Origin of the sequence: Anabaena cylindrica UHCC 0172, assembly GCF_034931625.1 — a bacterium.
Classification (GTDB): domain Bacteria; phylum Cyanobacteriota; class Cyanobacteriia; order Cyanobacteriales; family Nostocaceae; genus Anabaena; species Anabaena cylindrica_A.
The window spans coordinates 40,101-54,308 of sequence record NZ_JAYGGY010000087.1; the positions used below are offsets into that span (position 1 = coordinate 40,101).

Sequence of the window (14,208 nt, forward strand, 5' to 3'; positions counted from 1 at the left end):
AAGAAAAAGGTTCAATTTTTAATAGTAGAAGAGCTACTGTTTCGTTTATACCTAAGTTAGAATTGACTTACCTCTTCGCCTAAGTAAATAGCGCGAATATCAGGAGGTAATTTGTCTTCTAGTATACGATAGCCTTCTTCCAGAAAATTGGCTACTTCCATCGGAGAAAAATTTTCGCCTTCAGCTTGAAGATAGGCTGCGATTCTAGTTTCACTCCAGTGGAAAGTTTGTGCCATCAAAACAATCAAACGTATTACTGGTGGTATTTGGTCTAATGCTTGTGCTACATAGCACCATAATGGTGGAGAGGTGTCTTTGAGTGAATAATGAATAGCCTCCGTTGGTGGTAGTTTAATTTCATTAATACAGACAGCGGTGATGTTGATTAACCAATTTTGCAGAGTAAGGGTTTCCTGTCCTGTTTGCTGGCTAGTTAAATCAAGTCCACCGAGTTCATAATAGATATGTCTCCAGGTGAGAGCAAAGAGATAATCAGCTTGAACAGGCGATCGCGCCGAATGTTGAATCAAGGTGTAAACTATAGGACTATAGCGGCAAAAAATCACCGTAAAGTACTTGCCATAATCTGGATAACGCTGAAATAGACTCAGCAATTCCTGATCACTGTGATGAAACAGCGACTTCACCAGGGGATGATTAGCTTCGGGAAAGTGAGGAATTTGCACAAGCCTTTAAATAGTAGTGGTTAAAATATACAGGTTAATGGGTAATGGGCAATTGGTGATTGGTAAACTTCTTTCTGTCATCTATTCGCTGTCACCTGTACCCTGTCACCTACCTCAGAGTATGAGATAAACTAGAGAAAGAGGACTTATTCTTAGTCTTAATCAACAATCCTAAAAGCGGCTCCCTCATATAATATTCGTTTGTTCATGTTTATAGCAGCTAGTTTGATACCATTCTTGGTTAGTCATTTTACTGTAGGCTCTTTTTTACCTTCTTTACCCTTGGATAGCCTCTTCTCTACCCAAGGGATTATGATCATGTTGCTGGCGGCCTATGCTGGCGCTATGTGGATGTTCTTGACCAGCGCCCCTAAAGTACATACTGTCATGGTGTCGGACTTGGAAATTGCCCGACAGTTGTATGAAGGGTTACTAGATTTGCCAGCAGCAGAAGTACCTTTGCACTATTATTACAACTACGAACAAACAATTGGTGCAACAGGGATAGACCCGCTTTATATGTCCGCGAGTCCCAGTTGGTCAAATAAAACGATGAGTAATGCCAATGATGGTTTGTGGTATCAATTAAAGAAAAATACCCAACTACACATCATTACTGGTGCAAGTTTGGGACTTAAAAATCAGCAACGTCACGTTTGTTTTGACCGCGACTGCTTGGAGTTGATTTTAATGCGTGTGGAAACACGGGGTTTGAAGTTTAAGATTCGCAACCAAAAGCCGTTGAATTTTTTGGTGAAAGATTACGAAGGGCGCGTAATTGAATTGGCTGAAGTTGCAGCGTAGGGGCAGGGTCTCCCCGCCCTCATAATTCATTTGTAATTAGGGTGTGTTGGGGTTTTTCCTGATATGCCCTTAAATTTATTTTTATTTAATGAAGAAGGTGATTTTTTTGTCAGAATCAGGATTTACAGGATTCAAGGATTTTTAGGATGAAATGCTAGATAATTCATAATCCTAAATTATAGAATAGATTATTTGTCAAAATTAAATCAATAATTTAATTTCTGTAGATTCTCCTAATTCTTCATTAACTAGAATCAACTTACCCTGTTCATAAGTTCCTAATTGTTGATTAGCATTGAGGAGTTCAATACCGTAAATTGTGCCATCTGTGGCAATATCTACATTCATTTGTTCACTTACTTGAACTGTTTGTACCTGTCCAGTTTTTTCTTTTAGATAGATGTAAGCTATGTTGTACCTGGGATCGTAGGAAATTTTCATGACTATTTGACCTTTAAAAATATTTAACGATAACCGTAATCACCAACCAATCTTCCCCTTCTAAGACAGCAATTACTTCTACTTTCTTCATAGCATAAGATTTGCCATTCCATTCGGCATTGAAAGGGAAATTACGTTTAAATCCAGTTCTATCAAATTGGGCTGTAAAAGTTGCACCCTCTTCAACTGTAGCAATAACTTCTTCCTCTGTAGCACCACGTTCAATTAATCGTGCTTGTGCATGGGGATGCAACTTGACATTCATAATTTTGTCTCATTTGCTCTATGGTTGATTTTAACAAATAATCTAGAGTTTAATTCCTCTTTATTCAAAATCCGCCTCTTTGCCAAATTTTTAGGTTATTTCTATTATCTATGCTAATGAGAATTTGACCATCGTGGTTAAAAGCTACATATTTGATATATTCAGAATGACTAGAGAGAATATAGCGTTTCCTGCTTTGGTAAGGTACAAATTTGAAAATGAAAATTTTACTTAAACCTCGTCCAAGTTGAGAACTGGAGTTTTTCAAAAGGGAATAGGGAACAGGGAATAGGATTTAGGAACAAAACCCGATTAAGAAAAAACTATTGGTTTCAAAGTAGACGTGGTTTAGCAAAGTTTTGGTACATTTGATGAGAATGGTAATCACCATATATACTTTTTCTATTGATGATTTTTGTTTTTTTGTTTTGAATATTTGAAATAGTTGCATAATCCCGTTACTAAACTTATCTATCATATTTACTTCTTGCCATATTTCGATAGTTTTATGAGAAGTTCCTACCCCACTGCATAATATTTCTCCATCTACACTAAATGCCACAGAATTAACACGAAATTCACCAGATATCGTGCGAATTTCCTTGCCTGTAGTTATTTCCCATAGCTTAATATCATTACCAATGACACCAGCTAATATTTGTCCATCTTGACTGAATGCCACAGATTCCTTTATTCTATAGTCAGAAATGATAGCCATTTCTTTACCTGTGCTAACTTGCCAACAGATTTATTCTGTAACTTTTCCCGTACCTTCACCGCAACTGCATCATCACTTTCTAAGAACATTGTCAATAACTCTATATAAGTTGGTTCATCATTATCATCTCCCCAAGTTTCTAACCAATCACCATCAACATCATCACAATACAAATAGGCTGCATTTAGCCCATATTTCATGATATCATTTTGCAATTTTTGGGCAGCTTCTACGGATTGTAAAAAGTTTTCTAATCTCTGTTGACGGTCAGTTATTTTTTGATTAACCATAATTACTCACCCCGTTGACAAATATTCTTATACAAAACCTATTAATCCAACTTATTCAAAACTATAAATTCAATTTGCAATAAATACCTGTATTCAGATTATCGCTATTATCTAGGGCTGTATTGACTATCTGATCTATAAAATCATTTGCACCGGGATTATAACTTAATAATAATCCTCTCTCTATTTCCAGAAATAATACTGCTATTTTTATTGTCAGTCGCAGAAATGCAATTGCATCCCCACAACTGGCACAATTTATCATTTCCAATCCCTAACTTTATTTATGACCATCAAGTAACGCATGACGAGAAAAAATTCTCTTCAGTTTCAAATTAGTAAATTCAATAACAGAATTGATTAAATCCTGCTGTTCCAAATTTAAATCTAGTGCTTCTAAAGCTTGATTCAGATTACTACCAATATGTAATTCATGGGCAAGTTGTTTCCGTTGATTTGAATTTAAAACAGTAGCAATTTCTTTATTTCTGCGTTGACGTACAGCTTGGAGTTTTTGGCGTTCTTGGGGAGTTAAATCATTCTCAGAAAATGCAATGATGTCGCTAGTATTTTCGCCAAATGAGGTGAATATTACTTGAGAGGAAGTAAACATATTATTTGCTGATGCCACGGTAATTCCTGGAAATAAGAAATTACAAGCAACAATAAGCAATAACACAAACAACCGTTTTGTCAATTTAATCATCATGATGAGAAAAACCTAAATTAGATTCAAGGCTAGAGAATAATCAACCAATATTTAATTGTAGATTTTCACCAGCAGGATAGTAGCTGCGATAATTTTCCTATTATGGGTCTAGGTGTCACATCTTTGATCAGGAATTAACCCACTTAGTACCTAATTATCCCTTAGCACAGCTACACCAGTCCCACTAGCCAAGATTCTTACTCGGTGAAAATTCTGAAATTGAAGATAGAGGCCAACGAGATCAGGCTGTCTCTATATTGGAGGTGTGGTGAATGAGATAATGTTTTCTCTATGACTAAAATCAGGGATTGATAATAAAGAAAAATATATCAGACACATTAGTATTATGTTCTTTTATATTTCTAGACTCAACGCTATCATCAAGGTCATTACCAGAGGTGATAGTCATGAGTGAACAAGTTTTAGAAGCAGCAGCAGTTACTACAGTTACCCAAAATGGCGAAATTGATTTAGAGAAAGCTTTTCGGGAATCTCATGTCCAAGATATTCTGGATAAGTTAGATGAGGAGTTGGTGGGTTTAAAGTCTGTCAAGAACAAAATCAAGGAAATGGCGGCTTTGTTGCTGGTTGACAGGATTCGTAAAAGTCTGGGTTTAACTGCGGGTGCGCCTAGTTTACACATGACATTTTTGGGCAACCCAGGTATGGGTAAAACTACTGTAGCAATGCGGATGGCGGAAATTCTTTATCGCTTGGAATATATCCGCAAAGAAAATGTGATGTTGGTAACGCGAGATGATTTAGTTGGCCAAGGGATTGGACAAACTGCGCCGAAAACTAGAGAAGTTTTAAACAATGCAATGGGCGGAGTTTTATTAGTTGATGAAGCTTATACTTTATACCGCCCAGATCATCCTGGAGATTTTGGTTTAGAAGCAATTGAAATTCTCATGCAGGTGATGGAAAACCAGCGTGATGATTTAGTTGTGATTCTAGCTGGTTATAAAGACCATATGGAGAAATTTTTTCACAGTAATCCTGGGATGAACTCTCGCATTGGTATACACGTTGAATTTAATGATTATAGTGTCGATAATTTACTAATTATTGCTCAAACAATTTTAAAATCACAGCATTATTCTTTTAGTCCTGAGGCAGAACAAGCTTTCCGTGAGTATTTAATTAAACGGAAGACTATGCCTCATTTTGCTAATGCTCGCAGTGTTCGTAATGCTATAGATAGAGCGCGTTTACGTCAAGCTAATCGTTTGTTGAGTAGTGGTAAAAAATTAAATAAGCAAGATTTAATAACTATCGAAGCGGTAGATATTCTTGCTAGTCGAGTATTCAGAGAAGGTGTTCCTGATTGCGAACCAGAAAGTTAATTGGGTAATTGGTAATTGGTGATTGGTGATTGGTGATTGGTGATTGGTGATTGGTAATGGAAAAACCTATAGCGGTTCTCGGTTGAGTGAGATACAAGAACCCCACCCCCAACCCCCTCCCCGCAAGCGATGCTACGGTGTACACACAAGTCGGGAAATTCTCTTTTGTGTCATAACACCCCACCCCTAGCCCCTCCCCGCAAGCGAGGAGGGGAACTGGATTTACAGTTAAATTCGGTTTTTAGGGCTGAAAACTCTCTCTGGATCAGGATGTGTGTACACCGTAGGCAAGCGATGAGGGGGCTTATGATGTATTTCATTCAAATGCATACCGCTATATTGCCAATCACCAATCACTCCTTATCTAGCTAGACTTTTTCATTTTGTCAATTTCTTTTTGCAATTCTTCAATTTGTTTCCGCAGTTTTTCAGCTTCATTATCGGGGGTTTCAACTTTGACGTTGACGGCTCCACTTGCAGGTGTTTGTTGATAGTTACCACGCTTGATTTCTTGATATTCTGCTGATACTGCCCAAGACCGTAAATAATGCAGGCGTTCAACGGGGAAAGGATGGGTTAGCATCGTGCCTTGAGCGCCATTGTACATCAGAAATTTATATACTTGATTCAGCCCGTCATCATCTAGTGCCTGATACTTTTCAGACTGCTGGATAAATTCTTGTAAACTACATTCGTTGGCATATTTGTTACTACCTCCAGAGATTTTCATCATTGAGGACATAACTGTATTTAGGTCATCTGTTACTAATAAGGCTGCGCGATCTGCGGTTAGTTCGGCTTTGCGTCGCCATTCAAAAAAGGCATAAATTAAGGCTTGACTGACGAAATTGCCTAAACCGAAGGTTAATTCACCAATGACGGAGGCGGCACTCATTGCCCACATGGCCATTTGAATTAAAATGGTATGACCGCATTTAATATGCCCCAGTTCATGGGCTAACACTGCCCGAATCTCGGCTTCATTGAGTAAGTCTAGTATGCCTGTGTTGACGACTATATAAGGATTTTCTTGTCCGAGAGCATGGCTATTAGCTTGGGGATTTTGTGAGATAAACAGTGCAGGTTCGGGGTAAATGTCTAAATCCCGTACACATTCCCGAAATATCTGGTAAATGGTGGAATATTGGCGCGGTCCGACTTGGATGGCGTTACCCATTAGATAGACTAACTGAGGGCGTTCATAAATAAATTCTACAAATTTACGAGCGATTAAATCAAATCCCGGTAGGCTTCGTAAGGCTTGCTCTGCTTGGCTATCCAGTGGATGTCTGAAGGCTTCGCTGGAAATTCCTTTGTAAGTTGGCATAATTTAGGGATTGGGGATTGGGGACTGGGAATTGGGGATTGGGAATATTTTTACCAATTACCAATTACCACTGACTAATGACAACATAATAGAAATGGGGCAGTTCGGAAAAAGTCACTTGTTATGGGATGAAAAGCGTGTGATTGAGGCAGAAGTTCATTTATCATTACATAACTTCCTGCGATCGCAGGCGGGGTTCCCTTCTTGGCCCCATCACTTAACGATGGCACGTTTGGTAGCACGGGCTTTGCGTTTGGGACGTAGTGCTTTAATTCAAGTAGGGGCGGTTTGTGGTTATCAAGGGCGATATCGCACTAGTTTTATCGCTTCTGCTTTGATGTGGCCTGGCCCTGTAATTATTGTAGCCCCGGAAACTGTGCAACAACGGTTGCTGAAAATAGAAATTCCCCGTTTACAGCAATGGTTATCAGCGAATAAACCGATTAGAACAGGTGATGTTTGGCCTAGTTCTGATTTCCAAGGGTTGCTGTTAACTTCTCCTGAAGCTTGGTTAAAAGCGCAGTTGGCGAATAGTGATGGTTTTCCTCTCAATATTCCTACAATTATTGATGGAGTTGACGATTTAGAAGATTGGGTGCGTGATCAGCTAACAGAAAATATTCAATCCCATGATTGGGATCAACTTATGCTTGCTTGTCCCTACCATGTGGAAGCAATTCGGGAAGCGAGGGTACAACTAACACATGAACTATTTCAGCATCCAGAAAATCCCTATGAATGTTATCTAATTTCCCAGCCGGAAAGAGAAATTTTACAAGGTCTATTTTTGGATTTAGATATAGATAGTCTCCCAGATGTTTGGAAAATTTTCTGGCAGCAATTCCAAAACCTTGAGGACAATCCTTCCTATCCTGCTCTCTTTTGGTCTACTATTAACCGTCGTCAAGGGTTATTTTCTTTACACTATGCACCAATTGAATTAGACAAAATCCTCTTTCCTATTTGGCAACGCCAACCTGTGGTATTAGTTGGTAGCGCCTTGGAACCGGAAACTGATGCGCCTTTATTCCGTCAGCGTTTGGGTTTGGATGATGTCACTTGTTTGAAGTTTTCGGCTGATAGTCAAGGTGATGCAATTCAACTTTATGTTCCTTATAAGTTACCGCTACCGAATACACCGGAATTTCAAGCAGCTTTTATTCACAAAGTCCGCACTCTGGTTTGTTTAAGTGCTACTGCACCAGGGATGACGGTGGTGTTGGTGGGTGATGTGCCACTCAAGGCGAGAGTGGGAGCAATTTTGGCTTCGGAGTTTGGTTCGCGGGTGCAAGTGGAAAAAACTTGTTTGGATGAAAATGGGATTTTGGTGACAGGTTGGGAATATTGGCGATCGCATCAAGGTGTTTTACCAGCACCCAGATTGTTAATAATTGCAACTTTACCTTTGCCATCTTTAGAAAATCCTTTAGTAGCTGGTAGGGTAGCTCATTACAAGCGATCGCACCAAGATTGGTTTCGGTTATACTTATTACCCACTGCTTTGAATGAATTACAAAGAGCGATCGCACCCGTCCGCGAAAATCAAGGTATCGTAGCTTTACTAGATAGTCGTGTCGTTAACCGCAGTTACGGCGCTCAAATCCTCACCTCCCTCAGCCCTCTAGCACGCTTGAACTATCTTGATCCCAGCCTGTTTTCTACACCCAATCAGGAAAATTCTGCTTAGAGGGAAATAAATTTTTCACATCAGATTTAGGATTGCTATATCATCAATTTATGTTGAGATGTCAAACCTCATCTCTCCACAAAGGACATAATTCCTGCGAACATATACTAAGAACCTAAGTTGAATTTAGAATTACTATTATGGGTGAAGCAAAACGTCGTAAAACCACACTGGGAGAACAATACGGTCAAGATACTCGCATTCTACCGTGGGTTCCCATCACTAAATCTCAAGCAGAACAATTTGTAAGTTTGACTACTCGCGGTGCGTGGATAGGCATTTTTCTGATGGTTGCAGCCTGGATCACCATCCGCTTTATCGGCCCAGCTTTTGGTTGGTGGCAAGTAGAATTTTAGTAAGAATTCAGGAGTCAGGATGCTGATGAAATGAAGAATATAGAGAAGTGAAATCTTCTCAACATCATCAAAGTTGACACAAAAAGCCTTTATTCTCCTGACTCCTGACTCCTAGCCCTAACGAAAAGACTTTTTCCGCAACCCCTAATTAGGCTTTTCTGATCTTAAGACATTCGGTAGATCGGATATGTTTAGCACCCTGAAGCCTACACTAAAAGTTTCTGTTAAGATTTTCAACCAACCCGTGAGTGCGATCGCTCTAGAGAGAGATGATAATCAGAGTCGTGACTATACTGTTTCTGACTCAAAATTAAATGCATCTATCCCATCCAGAGTTTTTGCATAACCCTCAACAAATCAAAACTATTGCCTAAATCGCGACAACACTGTTCCAAATTTAGCTATCGTTCAGTGTGAAATCTGTAGATTTTCAATTTTCTAACTTGACAATTCAGTATAAAAAGCAGAGTTTTTTACCTGAACCCAGTAATTAATCCTTTGACTCAAATCTCCAAATAGCCGATTTAAAAGGTAAATTCAACATAATCTCTAAAAAGCCACCCAAACATAATTTACACTTATCACAGCCCTAAATCTGGATAAGACTCATAATAAATTCATTAAAATAAAGAAGACAAGAACAAAGACGAAAAGAGGCGATACAGTAAATAAATACCCCCGATTCGGCTATATACTGTCTACAGAAGTGTAATTTACGACTTTTAGATAGTTGACTAGCACCAGATTTGAGTTAGGCTAAAAGCTGATTTATGGAAACATAAAGTCAAGTTAACCTAAACATCTACTAGACAATGTTAATTTTAGTAGTCCTATCGGAGATATATATCTTCCAAATTGAATAGTTTGATACGACATACACAATCGTTATCTACTACCCTAAGCAAGATAGCCAATTACAGAATTAACTTTCTTTTGGGAATTGTAATGAATAGCTTACAATACCAAAGAATGGGAAAATCTAAAGAAAATATAAAAGTGACACAAATTACAGTGGTGTCTGGAGGAAAAAAGTGTTTTTGAGACTGGCACATCAACATAGACAATTTGTCCAAGACTTAGTCATGAACCTGCAAGCCTTGGCAATAGTACTAGAGCGGAGCGGCTATCCTGCTTCCTGCTATACTTGTGGCGACCAAATGAACAGCGCGTCGTTTATGGTTAGCTTAGGAGACAACCACCTAATTCGCTTTCTAGTATCAGATTACGGAATTACTTGGACTGAAATGCGAGATGACCGCGAATTAATGAAATTAGAAGGTGCTGAAGCAATTAGTCAATTACAAGAATTAGCTAATCTTATCAAGCAATCTATCCCAACTTCTACAAGTCATAAAACCCTTGCCAAGAAGTGCTAACTTGCCCAAGATGATGCTAAACATGGACTTGCTTTTCGGTAACTGGGAAAACGGTAATAGCGAATTAGTTTTTTGAACGCCTATTACCTATTCACCATTACCGTTGATAGACCTTCTTTTCACAGTTTTATCAAGTATTTTTCAGCGTCTGTTAAAATCTGATGGGTAAGACTTCAAACCTTTACTCAAAAGATTCTAAGATGACTGAAGATAAACCAACCCAACCACAACTACCACCAACTAGCGCCATTGACAGGCTGACGAAAGCTGAATTTGATAATTGGTTTGAATATCCTATCAGAGTGCAACCTCACCACACCGATTATGCAGGCATAGTTTGGCATGGTAATTACCTAACTTGGATGGAAGAAGCGCGAGTAGAATGTTTGCGCTCCATAGGTATCGAATTCGCTGACTTAGTAGCTCTGGGTTGTGACTTGCCAGTTGTAGAGTTATCAATTCGCTATCATCGATCACTTCAATTAGGTATGATGGCACTGATAAAAACCCGTATGGCTGAAGTAACTGGTGTTCGCATGAACTGGGATTATAGAATTGTTTCAACTGATGAGCAGCAATTATATGTTACTGCCCAAGTGACGCTAGTTGCATTAGATCGTCAAAAAGGTAAAATTATGCGTCAGCTACCTCCTGCATTCAAAGATGCTTTAGCTAAAATTTCCACATCCTATAAGTAAGTAATCAATTATACTGCAAACGGGTAAAACCCGGACTTATGTCATACGGCACGCTCCGCGTTAGTAAAGCTCCACGACATGGCACACTTCTTACCCTACGGGAAGCAAGCTACAGAATGACACTTTTAACCCGTTTTTAGTATAACAATCAAAAATTAATTCTTCTAAACAGGTATTAGAGGATGTTTGAGAATTCTATGAAAGGTATAATTTGTCATTCTGACCGGAACATAGTGGAGGGAAGAATCTCTATTTTTCGTCAAGTTAATAAGATGATTCATTTTGCTATCACTGTATACCCTGAAGAATGCAAGTTACAACATGACATTTTATACTTGTTAAACATCCTTTCAATTACGTACCGAAGTTTGGGAAATATTTTGCATAAAATCAGATATTTTAGACAAAATATCTTGGGGTGTAATCCCAAAACCAAAGTATAATAAAACCACTATCGCTGCAAAAGTAACAGCAGTTTTGATAGTGGTTTTTACTAATTTCCAAAGTATAACAAATATTATCCAAGCGACTAATAAAGTAATAATCATAATATTACATCCTTGAAATCAATACTGTTAAATAAAACATCTATTATATATGAAAATGAAAAAATAATTTAGTTGATTCATGAAAATTTTATTAAATTTTTATTTAATACAAAAATCAACATTCAAGAAAATATATAAAATATATAAATTCACAAAAACCCCGACTTCTTCAAGAAGTTGGGGTTCTATCTCTTTTTAACCAACAGAAATTATCTGTGGCTGAGTTGCTACCTTTTCCATAGCTGTGATAACTTCTTGTCTAGCCCATTTATCGGCTGCTAAAATATCATCTAAAGAAGGATTTTGTTTGTTATCATTTTGATGGCGATCGCACACCCATTCGATACACTTAGGAATATCCAAAAAATGAATTTTCTCTTCTAAAAATAGTGCTACAACTTGCTCATTAGCCGCATTTAATACCGCAGGCATAGAACCACCAGCCCTGCCAGCAGCATAAGCCAACCGCATACAAGGATACTTTTGATGATCTGGTTCACGGAAAGTTAAATCACCAGATTTCACTAAATTCAGTCTTTCCCAATTCGTGTAAATTCGCTCCGGCCAAGATAAAGCATAAAGCAAAGGTAAACGCATATCCGGCCAACCAAGTTGAGCTAAAATCGAAGTATCTTGTAACTCAATTAAAGAATGAATAATACTTTGAGGATGAATGACAATTTCAATGTTGTCATAATCTACTCCAAATAAATAATGAGCCTCAATTACCTCCAAACCTTTATTCATCAAAGTAGCTGAATCTACGGTGATTTTTCTCCCCATAGACCAGTTAGGATGTTTAAGAGCATCAGCAACTTTTACCTCTGCTAACTTTTCCACAGGCCAATCTCGGAAAGCACCACCAGAAGCAGTAAGTAATATTTTGCTTAAACCATCTTTAGGAACACCTTGGAGACATTGAAAAATAGCAGAATGCTCAGAATCGGCTGGTAATAGTTTCACACCATATTTTTCCACTAAAGGTAAAACCACAGGAGCGCCAGCAATAAGGGTTTCTTTGTTTGCTAAAGCAATATCCTTACCTGCTTCAATGGCTGCGATAGTCGGAAGTAAACCCGCACAACCAACAATACCAGTTACAACGGTTTGAGCATCCCCATAACGAGCAACTTCCATGACTCCCGCTTCACCACCTAGTAAAATGGGTTGAGGATTTAAGTCTTTGATGGCTTCTTTGAGTTCTGGTAATTTTTCGGCAGCGGAAATGGCAGCGATTTGGGGACGAAACTGGCGAATTTGCGCCGCGAATAGCTCGATATTCCGTCCAGCAGCTAATCCAACGATTCGGAATTTATCGGGATGTTCAGAGACAATATCCAAGGTTTGAGTACCAATGGAGCCAGTAGAACCGAGGAGAGTAATAGCTTTCACAATTTTTTAAGAATTAACAGATAATTTTAAATATAAATTGCTGCGGTGACTAATTTCCCGATTTTTTCAGAACAGAATTGATATCACGATCTATAATCTGGCTACAAGAACCTGGCCGCTTATAAATACAAGTTTCTTGCCAACATTTCTGCAAAGTATAGTTTTCATATTGAGATGGTACAGAAATATTGGTAACAATGTAATTAAAACCTGCTTTTAGCTCTGCAAAATCTGCTACTTTCTCCACTGGAAATATAGGAACATCCCGATGAAAATAGGTATACCCTCCTGATAAAGCCCACTGAACACCCCAAAGACCAAGTCCGCATACATTCTTATTTGTACTTAAGCTTTGTAAGGCTAGTAAATTATTAGTTGTAACAGACAAGTGTGTATTTTCTAAATTAGTACCAAAAATAGAAAAGTTCAAAGGATTATAAATATTGAATCGGCTGAGGAGAGCGATAGAAATAGAAGTCCACAGCGAAAGACAGAGAAATATTGCGATTAATGTTTTTTTATGTGAAACCCATCGGCATGACAAATTTAAAACTAATTCGCCTGTTCCCATTCCTGCTAATATCATTACCATTGGTAATACTGGATAAATAAAACGATATTCTTTATGAGCTAACAAACTATGAGACAAGATAATAATTAATACTAACCATAGTAAAATGGGACTACGACGTGAACCCATCAAAGCAAGAATAATAATAGGTAGGGATAACCAAGACCAACTTTTAAGTAAGAAAATAAAATATTCATACCAAGGAGAAACTCCATAAAGTTTACTTCTACCTTCGACGATATTTACCCAAATATTTAACCAAAAAGATTGAAAAGGATAAGACCAAGTAAAAGCATCTACTGTTCCAAAAATGAGTATGGGGGCGATGATACCTAACATCATTGGCAAGCATTTTTCTCTCCAATTTTTTCTACAAATGTAGATTACAGCAAATACTATAGCTGGGATAAAATGAATTCTTAATGCTAGAGATATTCCTAATAAACATCCAGATAAAAATAAGCTATTTCTAGTCGGAGATATTTGTTTTTGAACTCCTAAATAAACGCCAGGTAATAGGAAATGAGTAGCTACAACTTCCGTAAAAGCTTTAGGTGAAAAGTATATAAGTTCAAACCAGATAGTACAAATAGCAGCACAAATAAAAGCTGTAATTGTTCCTCCTATTTTTTTCCCCCATAAATATGCGACTAAGATATTACTCAGGGAAAGTAGAGACAGAAAGATATTAATTCCTATTAGGTATCCAGTAGAACCTTTTCCCATCCACGCAGTCAAACGCATAATACCTGCTAAAATCCCTGGTAATACCCATGAACGAATACCGTCTCTAAATTCCCAAGTGACAATACCATTACCGAAAGCTAATCTGTGTGCAGGTTCTAGAGATTGGAAAATTTCATCCGCCCAAAATATATTGCGGAATTTTAAAGCCATCCCAACGCGGAGGATTAATGCGATAATAATTAGAATGCCTAATAATAGGTAGTCTAGTGTAAATCGGCGATTCATTTGTTATTGTAATTAGGATTAT

Annotated in this window: 18 protein-coding genes; 7 read left to right on the top strand and 11 right to left on the bottom strand. The window is 38.0% G+C overall.

What is annotated here, in order from left to right; genetic code table 11:
* Nucleotides 1–56 precede the first annotated feature (56 nt).
* Nucleotides 57–686 carry a sigma-70 family RNA polymerase sigma factor gene (locus VB713_RS18590; protein ID WP_323312999.1) on the bottom strand — a complete coding sequence of 210 codons (630 nt, stop codon included), beginning with the start codon at nt 684–686 and terminating at the stop codon, nt 57–59.
* Nucleotides 687–893: 207 nt separating this feature from the next.
* On the opposite strand from VB713_RS18590, the gene VB713_RS18595 reads away from it, so the two are divergent.
* Nucleotides 894–1,490, top strand: coding sequence for a glyoxalase-like domain protein (locus tag VB713_RS18595; RefSeq protein ID WP_323313000.1), 597 nt, complete (start codon nt 894–896; stop codon nt 1,488–1,490).
* Nucleotides 1,491–1,691: 201 nt separating this feature from the next.
* Here the strand turns inward: VB713_RS18595 and VB713_RS18600 are convergent, their stop codons facing one another.
* From VB713_RS18600 to VB713_RS18625, 6 genes are all read right to left on the bottom strand, one after another.
* Nucleotides 1,692–1,931 (bottom strand): DUF2283 domain-containing protein, encoded by a 240-nt coding sequence (locus VB713_RS18600; protein ID WP_323313001.1) that lies wholly within the window; start codon nt 1,929–1,931, stop codon nt 1,692–1,694.
* 13 nt (nt 1,932–1,944) lie between these two features.
* Nucleotides 1,945–2,196, bottom strand: coding sequence for a DUF4258 domain-containing protein (locus tag VB713_RS18605; protein WP_323313002.1), 252 nt, complete (start codon nt 2,194–2,196; stop codon nt 1,945–1,947).
* 295 nt (nt 2,197–2,491) lie between these two features.
* Complete coding sequence (locus VB713_RS18610; RefSeq protein ID WP_323313003.1) at nt 2,492–2,914, bottom strand: hypothetical protein; 423 nt, start codon at nt 2,912–2,914, stop codon at nt 2,492–2,494.
* Nucleotides 2,887–3,204, bottom strand: coding sequence for a hypothetical protein (locus VB713_RS18615; protein WP_323313004.1), 318 nt, complete (start codon nt 3,202–3,204; stop codon nt 2,887–2,889). Before VB713_RS18615 ends, VB713_RS18610 begins: the two co-directional genes overlap by 28 nt.
* A 61-nt stretch (nt 3,205–3,265) precedes the next feature.
* Nucleotides 3,266–3,469: a hypothetical protein gene (locus VB713_RS18620; RefSeq protein ID WP_323313031.1), complete on the bottom strand. Its 204-nt coding sequence runs from the start codon at nt 3,467–3,469 to the stop codon at nt 3,266–3,268.
* Nucleotides 3,470–3,484: 15 nt separating this feature from the next.
* Nucleotides 3,485–3,913: a hypothetical protein gene (locus tag VB713_RS18625; protein WP_323313005.1), complete on the bottom strand. Its 429-nt coding sequence runs from the start codon at nt 3,911–3,913 to the stop codon at nt 3,485–3,487.
* A gap of 407 nt (nt 3,914–4,320) precedes the next feature.
* Here VB713_RS18625 and VB713_RS18630 point away from each other — a divergent pair, with 407 nt between their 5' ends.
* Nucleotides 4,321–5,259 (top strand): AAA family ATPase, encoded by a 939-nt coding sequence (locus VB713_RS18630; RefSeq protein ID WP_323313006.1) that lies wholly within the window; start codon nt 4,321–4,323, stop codon nt 5,257–5,259.
* A 364-nt stretch (nt 5,260–5,623) separates the two neighbouring features.
* Here VB713_RS18630 and VB713_RS18635 read toward each other — a convergent pair whose 3' ends face one another.
* Nucleotides 5,624–6,586: a M48 family metallopeptidase gene (locus VB713_RS18635; RefSeq protein WP_323313007.1), complete on the bottom strand. Its 963-nt coding sequence runs from the start codon at nt 6,584–6,586 to the stop codon at nt 5,624–5,626.
* A 139-nt stretch (nt 6,587–6,725) separates the two neighbouring features.
* On the opposite strand from VB713_RS18635, the gene VB713_RS18640 reads away from it, so the two are divergent.
* The 5 genes from VB713_RS18640 to VB713_RS18660 all read left to right on the top strand — a co-directional run bounded on the left by VB713_RS18640 (nt 6,726) and on the right by VB713_RS18660 (nt 10,703).
* Complete coding sequence (locus VB713_RS18640) at nt 6,726–8,273, top strand: ATP-dependent DNA helicase (protein ID WP_323313029.1); 1,548 nt, start codon at nt 6,726–6,728, stop codon at nt 8,271–8,273.
* A 140-nt stretch (nt 8,274–8,413) separates the two neighbouring features.
* Nucleotides 8,414–8,629, top strand: a complete 216-nt coding sequence (locus tag VB713_RS18645) for a DUF2839 domain-containing protein (protein ID WP_015214591.1) — start codon at nt 8,414–8,416, stop codon at nt 8,627–8,629.
* Nucleotides 8,630–8,816: 187 nt separating this feature from the next.
* Entirely contained in the window at nt 8,817–8,975 is a 159-nt protein-coding gene (locus VB713_RS18650) for a hypothetical protein (protein ID WP_323313008.1), read from the top strand.
* Nucleotides 8,976–9,660: 685 nt separating this feature from the next.
* A complete protein-coding gene (locus VB713_RS18655; RefSeq protein WP_323313009.1) occupies nt 9,661–10,005 on the top strand; it encodes a DUF1815 family protein in 345 nt (114 codons plus the stop codon).
* Nucleotides 10,006–10,205: 200 nt separating this feature from the next.
* Nucleotides 10,206–10,703 (top strand): thioesterase family protein, encoded by a 498-nt coding sequence (locus VB713_RS18660; protein ID WP_323313010.1) that lies wholly within the window; start codon nt 10,206–10,208, stop codon nt 10,701–10,703.
* Nucleotides 10,704–11,053: 350 nt separating this feature from the next.
* On the opposite strand, the gene VB713_RS18665 is transcribed toward VB713_RS18660, so the two are convergent.
* The 3 genes from VB713_RS18665 to VB713_RS18675 form a co-directional block, all read right to left on the bottom strand.
* A complete protein-coding gene (locus VB713_RS18665) occupies nt 11,054–11,251 on the bottom strand; it encodes a hypothetical protein (RefSeq protein WP_323313011.1) in 198 nt (65 codons plus the stop codon).
* Nucleotides 11,252–11,446: 195 nt separating this feature from the next.
* Nucleotides 11,447–12,643: a 1-deoxy-D-xylulose-5-phosphate reductoisomerase gene (gene dxr, locus VB713_RS18670; protein WP_323313012.1), complete on the bottom strand. Its 1,197-nt coding sequence runs from the start codon at nt 12,641–12,643 to the stop codon at nt 11,447–11,449.
* A 49-nt stretch (nt 12,644–12,692) separates the two neighbouring features.
* Complete coding sequence (locus VB713_RS18675; RefSeq protein ID WP_323313013.1) at nt 12,693–14,186, bottom strand: mannosyltransferase; 1,494 nt, start codon at nt 14,184–14,186, stop codon at nt 12,693–12,695.
* Nucleotides 14,187–14,208: the final 22 nt, after the last annotated feature.

Excerpts from the sequence above, each read along its gene's own strand:
- VB713_RS18635 (WP_323313007.1), bottom strand. The coding sequence starts at position 6,586 with ATGCCAACTTACAAAGGAATTTCCAGCGAAGCCTTCAGACATCCACTG.
- VB713_RS18660 (WP_323313010.1), top strand. The coding sequence starts at position 10,206 with ATGACTGAAGATAAACCAACCCAACCACAACTACCACCAACTAGCGCC.
- VB713_RS18650 (WP_323313008.1), top strand. The coding sequence starts at position 8,817 with ATGTTTAGCACCCTGAAGCCTACACTAAAAGTTTCTGTTAAGATTTTC.
- VB713_RS18605 (WP_323313002.1), bottom strand. The coding sequence starts at position 2,196 with ATGAATGTCAAGTTGCATCCCCATGCACAAGCACGATTAATTGAACGT.
- VB713_RS18675 (WP_323313013.1), bottom strand. The coding sequence starts at position 14,186 with ATGAATCGCCGATTTACACTAGACTACCTATTATTAGGCATTCTAATT.
- VB713_RS18630 (WP_323313006.1), top strand. The coding sequence starts at position 4,321 with ATGAGTGAACAAGTTTTAGAAGCAGCAGCAGTTACTACAGTTACCCAA.
- VB713_RS18665 (WP_323313011.1), bottom strand. The coding sequence starts at position 11,251 with ATGATTATTACTTTATTAGTCGCTTGGATAATATTTGTTATACTTTGG.
- VB713_RS18610 (WP_323313003.1), bottom strand. The coding sequence starts at position 2,914 with ATGGCTATCATTTCTGACTATAGAATAAAGGAATCTGTGGCATTCAGT.
- VB713_RS18600 (WP_323313001.1), bottom strand. The coding sequence starts at position 1,931 with ATGAAAATTTCCTACGATCCCAGGTACAACATAGCTTACATCTATCTA.
- VB713_RS18595 (WP_323313000.1), top strand. The coding sequence starts at position 894 with ATGTTTATAGCAGCTAGTTTGATACCATTCTTGGTTAGTCATTTTACT.
- VB713_RS18615 (WP_323313004.1), bottom strand. The coding sequence starts at position 3,204 with ATGGTTAATCAAAAAATAACTGACCGTCAACAGAGATTAGAAAACTTT.
- VB713_RS18625 (WP_323313005.1), bottom strand. The coding sequence starts at position 3,913 with ATGATGATTAAATTGACAAAACGGTTGTTTGTGTTATTGCTTATTGTT.
- VB713_RS18645 (WP_015214591.1), top strand. The coding sequence starts at position 8,414 with ATGGGTGAAGCAAAACGTCGTAAAACCACACTGGGAGAACAATACGGT.
- VB713_RS18620 (WP_323313031.1), bottom strand. The coding sequence starts at position 3,469 with ATGATAAATTGTGCCAGTTGTGGGGATGCAATTGCATTTCTGCGACTG.